General features: G+C 37.8%; 13 protein-coding genes and 1 tRNA gene. 4 read left to right on the top strand and 10 right to left on the bottom strand.

Translation table 11 applies throughout. The features are described from left to right. Positions 1-21: 21 nt before the first annotated feature. From vex3 to O3643_RS00410, 7 genes are all read right to left on the bottom strand, one after another. Entirely contained in the window at positions 22-1,401 is a 1,380-nt protein-coding gene (gene vex3 / locus O3643_RS00440; protein ID WP_371499055.1) for an ABC transporter permease subunit Vex3, read from the bottom strand. Between the two features lie 47 nt (positions 1,402-1,448). Next, on the bottom strand, positions 1,449-2,096 hold the full coding sequence (gene vex2 / locus O3643_RS00435; RefSeq protein ID WP_070677916.1) for an ABC transporter ATP-binding subunit Vex2: 648 nt from the start codon (positions 2,094-2,096) through the stop codon (positions 1,449-1,451). Positions 2,097-2,109: 13 nt separating this feature from the next. Further along, the gene (locus O3643_RS00430) at positions 2,110-3,387 is read right to left on the bottom strand and encodes an ABC transporter permease (RefSeq protein WP_371499053.1); all 1,278 of its coding nucleotides are present in this window, start codon (positions 3,385-3,387) and stop codon (positions 2,110-2,112) included. 134 nt (positions 3,388-3,521) lie between these two features. Then, positions 3,522-3,607, bottom strand: a tRNA-Leu gene (locus tag O3643_RS00425). A gap of 77 nt (positions 3,608-3,684) precedes the next feature. Then, the gene (locus tag O3643_RS00420; RefSeq protein ID WP_247912603.1) at positions 3,685-4,260 is read right to left on the bottom strand and encodes a cysteine hydrolase family protein; all 576 of its coding nucleotides are present in this window, start codon (positions 4,258-4,260) and stop codon (positions 3,685-3,687) included. Next, positions 4,260-5,048, bottom strand: a complete 789-nt coding sequence (gene codY, locus O3643_RS00415) for a GTP-sensing pleiotropic transcriptional regulator CodY (RefSeq protein WP_004252433.1) — start codon at positions 5,046-5,048, stop codon at positions 4,260-4,262. Before codY ends, O3643_RS00420 begins: the two co-directional genes overlap by 1 nt. 272 nt (positions 5,049-5,320) lie before the next feature. Further along, positions 5,321-6,895 carry a DEAD/DEAH box helicase gene (locus O3643_RS00410; protein WP_036753502.1) on the bottom strand — a complete coding sequence of 525 codons (1,575 nt, stop codon included), beginning with the start codon at positions 6,893-6,895 and terminating at the stop codon, positions 5,321-5,323. Positions 6,896-7,234: 339 nt separating this feature from the next. Here O3643_RS00410 and O3643_RS00405 point away from each other — a divergent pair, with 339 nt between their 5' ends. The 4 genes from O3643_RS00405 to O3643_RS00390 all read left to right on the top strand — a co-directional run bounded on the left by O3643_RS00405 (position 7,235) and on the right by O3643_RS00390 (position 11,973). Next, a complete protein-coding gene (locus tag O3643_RS00405) occupies positions 7,235-8,551 on the top strand; it encodes an FAD-containing oxidoreductase (RefSeq protein ID WP_371499050.1) in 1,317 nt (438 codons plus the stop codon). A 98-nt stretch (positions 8,552-8,649) separates the two neighbouring features. Beyond that, positions 8,650-9,993: a lipid II isoglutaminyl synthase subunit MurT gene (gene murT, locus O3643_RS00400; protein WP_371499048.1), complete on the top strand. Its 1,344-nt coding sequence runs from the start codon at positions 8,650-8,652 to the stop codon at positions 9,991-9,993. Beyond that, on the top strand, positions 9,993-10,775 hold the full coding sequence (gene gatD / locus O3643_RS00395) for a lipid II isoglutaminyl synthase subunit GatD (RefSeq protein ID WP_371499046.1): 783 nt from the start codon (positions 9,993-9,995) through the stop codon (positions 10,773-10,775). The genes murT and gatD overlap by 1 nt, the downstream gene beginning before the upstream one ends. A 115-nt stretch (positions 10,776-10,890) precedes the next feature. Continuing rightward, positions 10,891-11,973, top strand: a complete 1,083-nt coding sequence (locus O3643_RS00390; protein ID WP_371499044.1) for a M24 family metallopeptidase — start codon at positions 10,891-10,893, stop codon at positions 11,971-11,973. Between the two features lie 46 nt (positions 11,974-12,019). Here O3643_RS00390 and O3643_RS00385 read toward each other — a convergent pair whose 3' ends face one another. The 3 genes from O3643_RS00385 to O3643_RS00375 form a co-directional block, all read right to left on the bottom strand. Further along, the gene (locus O3643_RS00385; protein ID WP_371499042.1) at positions 12,020-12,562 is read right to left on the bottom strand and encodes a GNAT family N-acetyltransferase; all 543 of its coding nucleotides are present in this window, start codon (positions 12,560-12,562) and stop codon (positions 12,020-12,022) included. 237 nt (positions 12,563-12,799) lie between these two features. Beyond that, on the bottom strand, positions 12,800-14,116 hold the full coding sequence (locus O3643_RS00380) for a beta-carotene 15,15'-monooxygenase (RefSeq protein WP_371499040.1): 1,317 nt from the start codon (positions 14,114-14,116) through the stop codon (positions 12,800-12,802). 17 nt (positions 14,117-14,133) lie between these two features. After that, positions 14,134-14,865, bottom strand: coding sequence for an ABC transporter ATP-binding protein (locus O3643_RS00375; RefSeq protein ID WP_000247939.1), 732 nt, complete (start codon positions 14,863-14,865; stop codon positions 14,134-14,136). Between the last annotated feature and the right edge of the window lie 489 nt (positions 14,866-15,354).

Below are 15,354 nucleotides of genomic sequence, written 5' to 3'. Positions count from 1 at the left end.
TGAGAATAGGTAGCATGTTTTTTATTCACTATCTATCAAAAGTTCTTTTGGTTGTTTAAAGAGGAGATTGCTTGAAGCAAGTGCCATAACTAATACTACAAGAACTAAGCCAAGTACAAAGATGATAGCAAAGTCAGAAGGTTGAATGGAAATATCCAGACTTGAAAGTGTCTTGCTAAAGCCGTCAACTTCTGCACCACCACCAAGATTAGAGGCTTGGGCTGCCTTACTAGCCTGCTTAGCCACATCTGAAGTGACATTTGCAAGAACAGTATTTCCAATGGCACGAGCAGTATAGTTGGCTAGGAAATAAGCTGAAATTAGTGCTGGAATTGCAATCATTACTGCTTCTGTGATAAATTGTCCTAGAATACTTGCTTGTTTTAGACCAATTGAAAGGAGGATTCCAACCTCTTTACGACGGGCGTTAATCCATAGTGTCAGTAAGAGAGCCAGTAGAAGAACAGAGAAGCTCAAGCTACCCCAGAAGAGAAGATTAGCCATCTTGTACATGCCTGAGATAGATTGTTCAAGGGCAGGATAGTTTGATGAACTCTTAATCAAGCTATACATCTTCCAGTTGATACCGTTGATGGAGCCTATTTCTTGCATGACACTATCTAGGTTCTTATCTCCAGCTACAAAGAAGGTAGCATCTCCATAAATAGCTGTATCTTCTGTATAACCATAGAGTTGAGCAGCTGTGTGAATATCTGTGATAGCTGTATTCTCATACAGTTCTTGTGAGTAGGTCACAGCAGATTTGTTATGTCCATCAAAAAGTCCTTTGATCGTTACTTCTACTGTTTCCTTGGCTCCTTTTTCATTATCAGCATCGTAGATATTGGAGTTGAGTGTTATCTTATCTCCCACCTTCCAGCCGTGTTTAGCAGCCAGGTCTTTGTGCATGAGAATCTGGTATTTGTCATCGTTTGTTAAATGCTCACCTTCGACCAGTTTGTAAGAGCCTGATACAAACTTGTCTTCTTTAGAAGAGTCATTGACACCTGTTATCATCAAACTACTTCCAAAACGTTGAGCTCGATCTGGCGTTAGATTTTTTTTGGTTTCAGGTGTCTCAATCAATTCGTAGCCTGTTAAATCACCGATAGCATTAATTCGTTTGATGTAGGATTCAATGGCCTTATTCTCGGTAATTTTTTTGATATCTTCACCCTTGATATTCCCCGCACCACGTGGAGTACCTTGATTGACCCTGCGGTTGATTTGCATGGAGAAACTATTGGTGATATTTTTAAAGGTTTCTTGAGAAGCCTTGGCTGTTGCTCCCTTGATAGACAAGCCGACCAAACTCAAACTAGCCATCAAGAGAATGATAAGAAAGATCACAATAGACTTAAAAAATTTTCTTGTGACATAGGCAAATGCGTTGTGTAACATAAGATTCCTTTCTAGATTTACTTCAGTTTTTAGTATGTTTAAAAGTTTTAGTTACTGTTTGTTCTTATTTCAGTCAGTTTCTTATTCTTCAATTCCAGTGTAATATCTGATGCTTGTGCTACTTCCTTACTGTGGGTCACAACGATCACACACTTGCCTGTTTTCTCAGCAAGAGATTTGAGCAAATCGATAATATCTCCAGCAGTCTTAGGATCTAGGTTTCCTGTTGGTTCATCTGCTAAAATCACTGGTGCTTCCGATACAAGGCTACGAGCAATGGCAACCCGTTGTTGCTGTCCACCTGATAATTGGAGAACATTCCGCTTGATTTGACTTTCATCTAAACCAAGTTCAAGAAGGGTATCCTTGCTAGCTTTTTTATTAACCAAGCGGATATTTTCCAATGGAGAAAGATAATCAATCAGGTTATAGTTTTGGAAAACTAGCGAGATATGGTGCATGCGATGATAAGAATAACCTTGTTCACGAATATCCTTACCTTCGAATAGGATAGCACCTTCGACTGGGCTATCTAGTCCTGCTAATAGAGATAAGAGTGTTGACTTCCCAGCTCCTGATTCTCCGATAATACTATAAAACTTGCCAGGTTCAAAATCGTAATTGATTTTATATAATACTGCTTCTGCAGTGTTCTTGTAACGATAAGTAAGATCTTGTAATTGTAGTAAAGTCATAATTTCTCCTTTATTAACTGATGGATGATAAAATTTCTTTCGGTGATTTTCTAAATAAAAATAGGAAACAAAGTGCAACTGACAAGCAGCTGATGATAAGTAGGAAAATATAAGATTCTCCAAATGATAGAAGACTTGTTGAAAGATTCGTTGCTTTTGACAGAGTATCTTGTAGTGCAGCTTGGTCGCCACTTGCTAGTACAGTCTTCAAGAGATAGGAAGTAATGGCATTCCCAGCCACAAATGCAGGCAGAATAGATGCCAATGAAACTAGGATGACTTCCAGGCAGAATTGGCTAAAGATTGCTCCTTTTCCCTTACCTAGTGCCAATAAAATACCAACCTCGTAGACTCGCTCTCGTAACCAAAGTGACAAGACCAAGATCAGCGCTCCTACACCAGCAATCATAATGCCATAGAGGAAAATTTGTAGGAAGGTTTGGAAGGTCGAAACTGAATCCTTGATTTGTTCAAAAGCCTTATTTTCCTTTTCAACTTGATAACCTTTGGTTTCCAGAGATAACTTTTCAACCTCTTGAATGATACTATCCATATCTTTTGGATTTTCTAGATAGAAACGAGCGGCAGTTACTTGAGCTTCCTTATTCCCAAGAAGAGTTTGGCTACTTTCGAAGTCTGTATAGACCGTATTTTCACTAAAATCTGACGAAAGACCAGTGAATTTTTCTTGCTTCTGACCTGAGAAAATACCTACGATTTCATAGTCTAGCCTTTGTCCACTATTTCCTTCAACTTGAGCAGGATTTAAGCTAATCTTATCTCCAAGTTTTAGGTTATTCTTCTTAGCCAATTCCTCGTGGACTAAGATTTTTTTACGATCCCCTTTTTCGAGATGTCTTCCTTCTTTGAGGGTAAAGGCGGAACTTGTAAAAGAAACATCCTTGGAAGAATCTTCCAAAGCAATCAAACTGATAAGATTTTTTTCAGCCTCTGTCAAATCATCCCTTTGGATACTTTGTTCTCCAGTAACGACTTCTTTGTCAGTTAACTTGGCTATTGTTTCTAGCTCTGGGGAAATCTCCTCAAGACCTTTTATTTTTTTAAGGTCATCTAGTTGAGACAGTTGAAAGGTCTGATCTGCTTCTATTCTTTTAATCGAAAAAGATGTATTCAATGAGCGATAGAGATTATTTTCTACTGTTTTGTTAGACTTCATGAGCGTCAGACAAGCCGATATTCCAGCCAATAAGACAAATAAAATCAAGAATAATATGAGACTTCTCAGTCGTTTTCTGCTGACGTAAGCCCAAGCTCTTTGAGTGGGATTCATATAGCACCTCCATATTTGTAAAACCATTATAATATTCAAATATGAAATGTTTATGAAATACCAAAAAAAGAGCAAAAATATTTTTGCTCTTTTTGATGAAAAATAAAAAGCCAGCCAAAGCTAGCTCACTACTATGCGGAGAGAGGGACTTGAACCCTCACGACCTAAAGCGGTCACAGGATCCTTAGTCCTGCGCGTCTGCCAATTCCGCCATCCCCGCGTCGATTACTTTACTAGTATATCAACTTTGAAAAAAATTGTCAAGACTTTTTTCAGATTTTTTCATCTTGAAATGTATTATTCTGTAATTTCAAGCAAATTTTCATCGACCAATTTCGCACCAAGTGTATTCTTGAAATGTCCAAGTGCAAAGGCATGATTCTCAGGCCAAATGGATGCAACTGCTGGTTTGACAACTTCTATCTGATAACCAAGATTATAAGCATCAATGGCTGTATGCAAGACACAGATATCTGTAAGAACTCCTGTCAAAATGACTGTATCTACCCTACGCTCTCTGAGACGAATATCCAAATCTGTTCCAGAAAAGGCCGAATAGTGACGTTTGTCCATCCAGAAAACACGACTATCTCCAGCATGCTCCTGATAAAAGTCTGCTAACTTGCCATACAAGTTTCGTCCACTAGTCCCAATAATATTATGTGGCGGGAATAGTTTACTTTCAGGATGAAAAACATCATTTTCTTCATGAGCATCGATGGTAAAAAAGATATAATCTCCACGTTCAAAAGCCTTTTGGGTCACCCCATATATATCATCAGATATTGCTTGAGCTGGAGCTCCCGCAGTCAGCTTCCCATGATCCGCTACAAAATCTTCTGTATAGTCAATAGAAATTAAAGCCTTAGCCATTAATAGTCCCTCTTTTTCACTTCTTCAAAAATATCTGGAATTAGAACTTTGAGATAAGTTCCTTTCATACCAAGAGAACGACTCTCAATAATCCCTGCCGATTCGAGTTTACGAAGGGCATTAACAATTACAGAACGAGTGATACCGATACGGTCTGCAATGACTGAAGCTGTTAATTGACCTTCATTACCATTTAATTCAGCTAGAATAGCCGATACTGCTCTAAGTTCAGAGTAAGAAAGTGTATTGACCGCCATAGTTACAGCCGTACGACGACGAATATTTTTCTCATCTTCTTCACGTTGGAAGTTTAAGAGTTGAATTCCTACTACTGTGCTGGCAATTTCAACAAGAATTAAATCATCTTCTTCAAACTTCTTATCATTACGCCAAATAATCAATGAACCCAAGCGAATACCAGAGACATGGATTGGAGCAATCGTTGTCAAACCATCTGGGAAATCAGAACGACTCTCAGTTGGGAAAATTGTCAAATCATGCTCTACTGGAAGATTGGCCTCCGTATCGTAGATCATGTTTGCACCTTGCACATAATCTTCTGGGAAAGTCTTTGATTGGAAGAATTGCTCTACTCGGTCATTATTAGTTTTGTAGCGCATAAAGTAGCCCAACAAACGACCCTTGCTATTCACAATACAAGCGTTACAGTCAATAATATCTGCTAATTGACGTGTAATGGCATTATAAGGAAGCTCATCTTGTAATTGCTCCTCCGAACGCTTTAACATTGATGTGATTTTTCTTGTTTTTTCTAATAAATGTGCCATATTTTACCTCGCATATAATCGCTTTCATTATATCATAAAATTCTGACTTTTTCAACAATTATCTGAAAATTGTTTATTGAATTGCAATTCAAGTGTATTCGAAAATTTTTCCTATTTTTTATAATTTTCTTATTGACAGTATTTTATTTTTTTGATAAGATAATATTACAAGATAACAAATTTATAAATACAAACTTCTCGTATTACTTTTCATATGACTCTCGGTCTCCTTATATATAAAAGCGATCCACCTCAGTGAACCGCTTTTTTTGTTATTTATCTCCTTTGTTACGAATAACAAAGCCTGTTTTCTTCTCGCTTGAAGTATTGCGTGGTTTTTTAGTATCCTTACGGTAACGCTTCTCTTTATCAAAACGATCCTTTGAACGTCCACCTTTACGATAGTCATCACGACGTCCATTGCCACGGCGATCACGATCTCGACGGTCATCCCCACGACGACCTCCTCGACCACCCTTGCCTTTGCCACCGAAGCCACCACCAGATGGTTTAAATGGTAAAGGTTTTTCACGTGCAATCTCAACCTCAGGAAGACTGTCTGGGTCTTGAACTGTTAAGCTGAGGATATACATGGCCAATTCTTCTGGGCTGAATTCTGAGGCCAATTGACGAGCATCCTTGCCAAACTTCTCAAAATTGCTACGAATCTCCTCATTCGCAAAATCACGTTCAATTTTCTTAAGAGCTACTTGCTTCTTAGCTTGGAAGGCTTCTTCTGCACTTGCAGGCTTGAGACCTTTCATACGTTTCTTAGTCAAGTTCTCAATGATTTGTAGATAACCCATTTCATTAGGTGAAACGAAGGTAATAGACTGACCTGACTTACCTGCACGTCCTGTACGACCAATACGGTGAACATAACTCTCAGGGTCTTGTGGGATATCGTAGTTGTAGACATGAGTCACACCTGAAATATCCAAACCACGAGCAGCCACGTCTGTTGCAACGAGGACATCAAGATTGCCATTTTTAAAATCACGAAGGACACGAAGACGTTTGTTTTGGTCCAAATCTCCATGAATCCCTTCTGCACGGAAACCACGGATTTTAAGCCCACGAGTCAATTCATCCACACGACGTTTGGTACGACCGAAGACAATAGACAACTCAGGTTGATCAACATCCATGAGACGAGTCATGGTGTCAAATTTTTCTTGTTCCTTAACTCGGATATAGTACTGGTCTACCAGTTCTGTTGTTAATTCTTTAGCAGCAATCTTCACATGCTCAGGTTCTTTCATGAACTGAACACCAATACGCTTGATAGCATCTGGCATAGTCGCTGAAAAGAGCAAGGTTTGACGATTTTCCGGTACACGAGAGATGATATCTTCAATATCTTCAAGGAATCCCATGTTCAGCATTTCATCTGCTTCATCTAAAATCAAGGTTTCAATATCATGTAATTTCAAGGCCTTGCGTTTAATCAAGTCAAGTAAACGTCCTGGTGTTCCTACAACGATGTGAGCACCTGATTTAAGAGCCTTGATTTGTTTTTCAATACTTGAACCACCATATACTGAACGGACTTTCACACCTTTACTACGGCCAAATCGGAAAAGCTCTTCTTGACTTTGAACAGCCAGTTCACGAGTTGGGGCAATCACCAAAGCTTGGATAGTTGCTTCTTCTGTACGAATTTTTTCAAGAGTTGGCAAGCCAAAGGCTGCAGTTTTCCCTGTACCAGTCTGTGCTTGACCGATAACATCTTTTCCCTCAAGAGCCAAAGGAATGGTTTGCTCTTGGATAGGACTTGCTTCTACAAATCCTGCTTTTTCAACTTCTGCTAAAAGGTCGGCAGATAAGTTAAATTCATTAAATTTCACGTTTTTCTTCTTTCTAAAGGTGGTGCGAAGCCACCCTATAGCGCTTAGTTTATACTTTTCTTGTCATGACGTACTTTCAGTTTTTATGAAAGACCGTGTTGCTTCTTTTCCACTAAAGAAAAGTACTGCTTTCTTTGCAACTTATCTAGTATAACACAAGAGAGGTCCAAAAGATAGTCTAACCACTTGATTAAATCATGTAAACGATTTTTCTATTTTTTTGACTTGATTCTCCAAAGCTTTCGTGAGACTAAATTAGTCCAAAATTTTTTCCCGTAGCAGAATTGTGAAAAAAATTATTTCTTGTGCTAGAATGAAATCAAACAGGAGGATTTAAAAATGTTAACATACGATTTAATTGTTATTGGATTTGGTAAGGCAGGTAAAACTCTTGCTGCCAAACTAGCTTCAGCTGGTAAAAAAGTTGCCCTTATCGAACGCAACAAGGCTATGTACGGTGGAACTTGTATCAACATCGGTTGTATTCCAACTAAAACCTTGTTAGTTGCTGCAGAGAAGGACTTGTCATTTGACGAGGTTATGGCAACAAAAAATACAATTACGAGCCGCCTCAATGGTAAAAACTATGCTACGATCGCTGGTACTGGAGTTGATATCATTGATGCCGAAGCCCACTTTGTTTCTAATAAGGTCATCGAAATTCAAGCCGGTGATGAAAAACAAGAACTAACTGCTGAAACAATCGTCATCAACACTGGTGCTGTTTCAAACGTTTTGCCTATTCCAGGACTAGCTACTAGCAAGAATGTCTTTGATTCAACTGGTATCCAAAACTTGGAACAATTACCAGAAAAACTCGGAATTCTTGGTGGTGGAAATATCGGTCTTGAGTTTGCTGGTCTCTACAATAAACTTGGAAGCAAGGTAACAGTCCTAGATGCTCTAGATACTTTCCTACCTCGCGCAGAACCTTCTATTGCTGCTCTTGCTAAACAATACATGGAAGAAGACGGCATTGAACTCCTTCAAAATATCCATACTACTGAAATCAAAAACGATGGTGACCAAGTTCTTGTCGTGACAGAGAATGAAACCTACCGTTTCGATGCCCTTCTCTACGCAACTGGACGTAAACCAAATGTAGAACCACTTCAACTTCAAAATACAGACATTGAACTAACTGAACGTGGTGCTATCAAGGTGGACAAACATTGTCAAACAAACGTTCCTGGTGTCTTTGCAGTTGGAGATGTCAACGGTGGACTTCAATTTACCTACATTTCACTAGATGACTTCCGTGTTGTTTACAGCTACCTTGCTGGTGATGGCAGCTACACACTTGAAGACCGTCTCAATGTTCCAAACACTATGTTCATCACACCAGCACTTTCACAAGTTGGTTTGACTGAAAGCCAAGCAGCTGATTTGAAACTTCCATACGCTGTTAAGGAAATCCCTGTTGCTGCTATGCCTCGTGGTCATGTAAATGGTGACCTTCGTGGAGCCTTCAAAGCTGTTGTCAACACTGAAACTAAAGAAATTCTAGGTGCAACTATCTTTTCAGAAGGATCACAAGAAATCATCAATATCATCACTGTTGCTATGGACAACAAAATCCCATACACTTACTTCACAAAACAAATCTTCACTCACCCAACATTGGCTGAAAACTTGAATGACTTGTTTGCGATTTAAGCTAAGACAAACTTATAAAAAACAACCCTCCTAGGGTTGTTTTTTCTTATCCAAAATCTCAAATCTGTCTTTTTCAGCATTTATGATATAATAGAAACATGAAATTAAAAACTACTTTGGGCCTTCTGGCTGGACGTTCTTCTCATTTTATCTTGAGTCGTCTTGGACGTGGAAGTACGCTCCCTGGAAAACTTGCCCTTCAATTTGATAAAGATATTTTACAAAATTTAGCGAAAAACTACGAAATTGTTGTAGTAACTGGTACCAATGGGAAAACCTTGACGACCGCTCTCACGGTCGGTATCCTAAAGGAAATTTATGGTCAAGTTCTGACCAATCCAAGTGGTGCCAATATGATTACTGGGATTACGACTACTTTCTTGACTGCAAAATCTTCAAAAACGGGAAAAAATATTGCAGTGCTTGAAATCGATGAAGCTAGTCTCTCACGTATCTGTGACTACATCCAGCCTAGTCTTTTCGTCATCACCAATATCTTCCGCGACCAGATGGACCGCTACGGTGAGATTTATACGACCTACAACATGATTTTGGACGCTATTCGAAAAGTTCCTACTGCTACTGTTCTGCTGAACGGTGATAGTCCGCTTTTCTATAAACCTGCAATTCCAAATCCTGTTCAGTATTTTGGTTTTGATCTAGAAAAAGGTCCAGCGCAACTTGCTCACTACAATACTGAAGGTATTCTCTGCCCTGAATGTCATAGCATTCTTAAGTACGAGCTCAATACCTATGCCAACTTGGGTGCCTACATCTGTGAAAATTGTGGATGTAAGCGTCCTAACTTGGATTACCGTCTGACAGAATTGGTTGAGTTAACAAACAATCGCTCTCGCTTTGTTATTGATGGTCAGGAATATGGTATTCAAATCGGTGGGCTTTATAATATCTACAATGCTCTGGCTGCAGTTGCTATCGCCCGTTACCTAGGCGCTGATTCTCAACTGATTAAACAAGGATTTGACAAGAGTCGTGCTGTCTTTGGACGACAAGAAACCTTCCATATCGGTGACAAGGAATGCACACTGGTTCTTATTAAAAATCCTGTTGGTGCTACCCAGGCCATCGAAATGATCAAACTAGCTCCTTACCCATTTAGTCTATCTGTTCTCCTCAATGCCAACTATGCTGATGGGATTGATACCAGCTGGATTTGGGATGCTGACTTTGAGCAAATTACGGATATGGACATTCCTGAAATCAATGCGGGTGGAGTTCGTCATTCTGAAATTGCTCGTCGTCTACGTGTTACTGGCTATCCAGCTGACAAGATCACTGAAACAAGTAGCCTGGAACAAGTTCTCAAAACAATTGAAGCTCAAGACTGCAAGCATGCCTATATCCTTGCGACTTATACGGCTATGCTAGAATTCCGAGAATTACTAGCCAATCGTCAGATTGTTAGAAAGGAGATGAACTAATGGTTTATACTTCACTTTCCTCAAAAGACGGCAATTATCCTTACCAACTAAATATCGCCCACCTCTATGGGAATCTCATGAACACCTACGGAGATAATGGAAACATCCTCATGCTCAAGTACGTGGCTGAAAAGCTGGGTGCACATGTAACAGTTGATATCGTTTCGCTTCATGATGATTTCGATGAAAATCATTACGATATCGCCTTTTTCGGTGGTGGCCAAGACTTTGAACAAAGTATCATTGCTGGTGATCTACCCGATAAAAAAGATAGTATTGATAACTTTATCCAAAATGATGGTGTCGTTCTTGCTATCTGTGGTGGCTTCCAGCTATTAGGCCAATACTATATTGAAGCTTCTGGAAGACGCATCGAAGGTCTCGGTGTCATGGGACATTACACACTCAACCAAACCAATAACCGATTCATTGGTGACATTAAAATTCATAACGAAGAATTCGATGAAACCTACTATGGTTTTGAAAATCACCAAGGCCGCACCTTCCTCTCAGATGACCAAAAACCATTGGGGCAGGTTGTTTACGGAAATGGAAACAACGAAGAAAAGGTCGGTGAAGGTGTTCACTATAAAAATGTTTTCGGTTCTTATTTCCACGGGCCTATCTTATCTCGTAATGCCAACCTAGCCTATCGCTTGGTCACTACTGCTCTTAAGAAAAAATATGGTCAAGACATCGACTTTCCAGCTTATGAGGATATCCTTATCCAAGAAATTGCTGAAGAATATAGCGATGTTAAAAGCAAGGCAGACTTCAATTAATATTTAGATTCCAACATGCTATTAGCTGTTGGAATTTTTTTAGGTTCTTTTCCCCTTCTCCCTTGCATTTTCTCCTAATTTTTGCAAAAATAGAGGGGTAGAAAGAAGGTAGCATATGTCTAAATTACAACAAATCTTAACTTATCTTGAATCAGAAAAGCTAGACGTCGCTGTCGTATCTGACCCCGTCACAATTAATTACCTCACTGGCTTTTACAGTGATCCACACGAACGTCAAATGTTCCTTTTTGTCCTTGGAAACCAAGAACCGCTTCTCTTCGTTCCAGCACTTGAGGTTGAACGTGCGACTAGCACTGTCTCTTTCCCAGTTGTGGGCTATGTGGACTCTGAAAACCCTTGGAAGAAAATCCAAAACTCCTTGTCACAGCTTGATTTCAAACGTGTAGCAGTTGAGTTTGATAATCTCATCTTGACTAAATATCACGGTTTGAAAACTGTCTTTGAAAGTGCTGAGTTTGAGAACTTAACTCCATTGATCCAACGCATGCGCTTGATCAAATCAGCAGACGAAGTGCAAAAGATGATGGTTGCAGGTGTTTACGCCGACAAGTCTGTTAAAGTTGGTTTTGACAATATCTCTCTTGATAATACGGAAACAGATATCATCGCGCAGATTGACTTTGCTATGAAACGTGAAGGCTATGAAATGAGCTTTGATACTATGGTCTTGACTGGTGATAATGCTGCGAATCCACATGGTATTCCTGGGGCCAACAAGGTTGAAAATAATGCTCTTCTCCTCTTTGACCTCGGTGTGATGGTTAATGGTTATGCATCAGATATGACTCGTACAGTCGCTGTTGGTAAACCTGACCAATTCAAGAAGGATATTTACAACTTGACTCTTGAAGCCCAACAAGCTGCCCTTGACTTTATCAAACCTGGTGTAACAGCTCATGAAGTAGACCGTGCGGCTCGTGAAGTGATCGAAAAAGCTGGCTACGGTGAGTACTTCAATCACCGTCTCGGTCATGGTATCGGTATGGATGTCCACGAATTCCCATCTATCATGGAAGGAAACGACATGGTTATCGAAGAAGGCATGTGCTTCTCAGTTGAGCCTGGTATCTACATCCCTGGTAAAGTCGGTGTCCGTATCGAGGACTGCGGTGTTGTTACGAAGGATGGCTTCGACCTCTTTACAAGCACCAGCAAAGATTTGCTTTATTTTGATTAAAAAGTATATTATAAAAAATAAGATGGAAAAGTTATTCTTTTCCATCTTATTTTTTGATTTGATAATAAATTTTATCAGCTATATAACCTTTTCGTTCAACTGCATTTGGAATCGTCTTCCAAAAAGTCATACCCGCCTTTTCCATCACACGACCAGAGGTAGGATTTAAACTTGCATAGCAAGCATTAACCTCTTTAAATCTAATCTCATCCAAACAGTATGATAAAACAGCCTTCAAGGCTTCTGTCATGATCCCTCGTCCCCAATAGTCCATCCCTAAGATATATCCGACTTCACAGCTAGAGTTTTCTTCATCCACACTGACCAGACAAATATCTCCAATGACATAGTCTGGATTATCTTTGAGACAAATGGCCCATTTGTAATAGTTACGATTGTCATAGGATGCTACCCAATTGCCAATAGAGTTTCGAGTCTGTTCGACATTCAGGTGTGGATCCCAAGTAACATAGGTTAGATTATCTAGACGAGAGGCCCAATTCTCAAACATGGCTTCAGCATCATCTTCCACAAATCTCCTCAAGATCAATCGTTCAGTTTCTATAGTTTGTGTACCTAGTGGTTTCATAATCGTAACTCGCTTTCTATTTGAATGCCCAAGCTAAAAAGGTCAATTGGACTCAAAATCCGTATCTTGACCAGGTTAATAAAGAGGTGCTAAATTATGAAAAAAGTCCCATTGTTAGTCTAAGCTGTTAGTATTTTTAAAAAGACAAGGTGTTTTATCTTTGTCTTTTTCGTTTTAGTATTGCTTTTGTTTCAATGTCAATAAGTGTGTTCTTTTTGAATCAGTAACTATTCCAATTTATCTATCTCGAAATATATAAAATCCCTTTGTAATACTATAAAAAATAACTAACAAAGAAATAACTATAAGACTCGGTTGCCAAAAACCCGATATATCTACTACACTTTGGCCTAAAAGTTGGCCAATAAAGCTAACTAAAATTAAAATAATTAAATTGAAAATTACTGATACTAATAAAATTAGCACCGAATGTATTATTGCCTCGCCTATACGTATTTTAAAAAGTTGTAATCTTGACACTCCTAGTGTCTTTAACTGTTTAATGTCTTCAATATCTTTATTTGAAGATAAAATTGTAAGAGAAATAGAACTAGTAATAATCAGAATAATTGGAGCAGACAGATAAGCAATAAAGGAAGCTCTTGCTTCGAGTACACCGTTTGCTGTATTCATGAATGAATACATATTTTGGGTGTAAAGAATAAACCCAGAAATGAGAGTTACTCCCATGCTCATTGAAGTTTGTATACTTTTCAAATAACTAGGATTGGATAGTAGATTCCAAAAGCCTGTATTGATTACATAATTTTCAGTTGGGAATATCCTCATTAAAAATTTTATTAGAAACATTTGAATTGATGGAGATAGTGATTGAATAATAAGGATGTGAATAATTAATAAAAATAATATTATGCTTGACTGTGTTGAAATTATTTCTTTATTACTGCTAAAACCTGCTGAAACAATAAAACATATACATAGTAACCATAGGATTAAACGAACAGAGATGTTAATAAAACCAGTTACTGTAACTTTTCTTTTTTTCTTTTTTGGTTTTAATATTGATGATATTTTAAGTATTCGACTTGAATAAAAGTAAGCCCCTATCCCGACAATTGTTGGGACTATAAAAACACTCAATAAAATTGATTGAATGTTGGCTGTAATAACTAAATCAGGTAACTCATCTCTTCCTAATAAATTTTGTAAAAATTTGTAGTAACTATCTGCCATGATAAATGAAAGTATTGTACCAATACTACTAACAATCACTGCCATTAAATAAAACTGTCCAGATACTAATAAAGATAGTTGAGTTCTGCTTGCGCCTAGGGTAGCCCATAATTGGTAATCCTTTTTAAAGATATCTATTAGCAGTCTTATATTATTTGAAATAAGGAAAAATAGAGTAGTTCCGCCAAAAACTATTAGCATTTGAAAAAGTTGTGAAGCGTTAATATTAGCAGTCTTTATTGCACTAGCAATACCAAATAAAGATGTTCCAACAATCAGGCTAGATACAAATAGTAATGGTATTGTTCCTAACCATTGTCTTTTTGAGTACTGAAATTGGTAAATGATTAATTTTAGCATAATAAATCCTCCTCAAATTAATCTTTACTACTTTCAAGTGCTTGGTAGAGCTCATCAGCTGAAGGTTTAATAATTTGTCGAGATATTTTTCCGTCTTTTAAAATGAGTGCTCTGTCAGTTTTTGAAGCCAACTCAATATCATGAGTGACCATAAGAACACATTTTCCTTGACTCGCTAAATTACGAAGTGTTTCAAAAATAAGTTTTCTTGAGACGCTGTCCAGAGCTCCTGTTGGCTCATCAGCAAAAATAATTTTACTATCAGCTATTATTGCACGAGTAATAGCCACTTTTTGCTGTTCTCCACCTGATAAGGTAGCAACTAATGATGATAGTTCTGCTTTAAAATTCAAACTATCCAACATTTTTTTTACTTTATTTCTATCAACACTCTTTCCTGAGAGTCTCAGAGGAAGTGTAACATTTTCTAGTACAGGTAGAGCGGGTACCAGATTATAGTTTTGAAAAATAATTGCAATATCTTGCCTTCTAAATTTAGCAAGCTTCCCTTCTTTTAAGGTATATGGATTTATACCATTGATAACAACTTCGCCACTTGTTGGTTCAGATAAACTTGATAAGCAACTTAGCAAAGTAGACTTTCCAGAACCACTGACACCAAGTATTGATACAAATTCCCCATAATTGACAGATAAAGAAACATCTTTCAAAATAGAGACAGTTTTGTCTTGCCCTAACAAAAATTCTTTTGAAAGGTTTGAGACTTTAACAGCTACATTATTAACCATAATAAATCCTCCTGATTCCAGTGTCATCTTTGATTTAATTATATAAATTGGAATTCTATTAATATCAAGTAAGTAACTTATGAAACGTATTTTTAATGGATAAAATTTCTTTTTTATCTGGAACTCGAATAAAGGTCTTTAGCGAACTAAGGATTTTTTCTATTACTATAATAGTATCATAAACGAGGCTTAATTGAAAGCGTAATCATAACTCTATTAAGAGGTACAGCTATTCTATACAAAATTTAAACATAAAACTTAGGTATACTTAATAAATGAGAATTAAAGTTAGCTATAACGAAGATAGTAGCATATGTAAAAACTTTTTGATACAACAGAGTTACCAAAAAGTTACAAAAATTTGAAAAATGAGTCTATTTTGCAAGATTCAAAAGTCCTAAAACGCTATTAAATCAAGGTTATAAGAGTTAAAAAATGTATTCATAGAACTCTTCCTCGTTTTCCTGTTTCAAGACTCAGCCAAAAAAG

This window comes from Streptococcus sp. 20925_1_44 (genome assembly GCF_041432435.1).
Lineage (GTDB): Bacteria > Bacillota > Bacilli > Lactobacillales > Streptococcaceae > Streptococcus > Streptococcus infantis.
The sequence above is the reverse complement of the archived record's forward strand: the minus strand, read 5'-3'. Positions and strand labels throughout refer to the sequence as shown.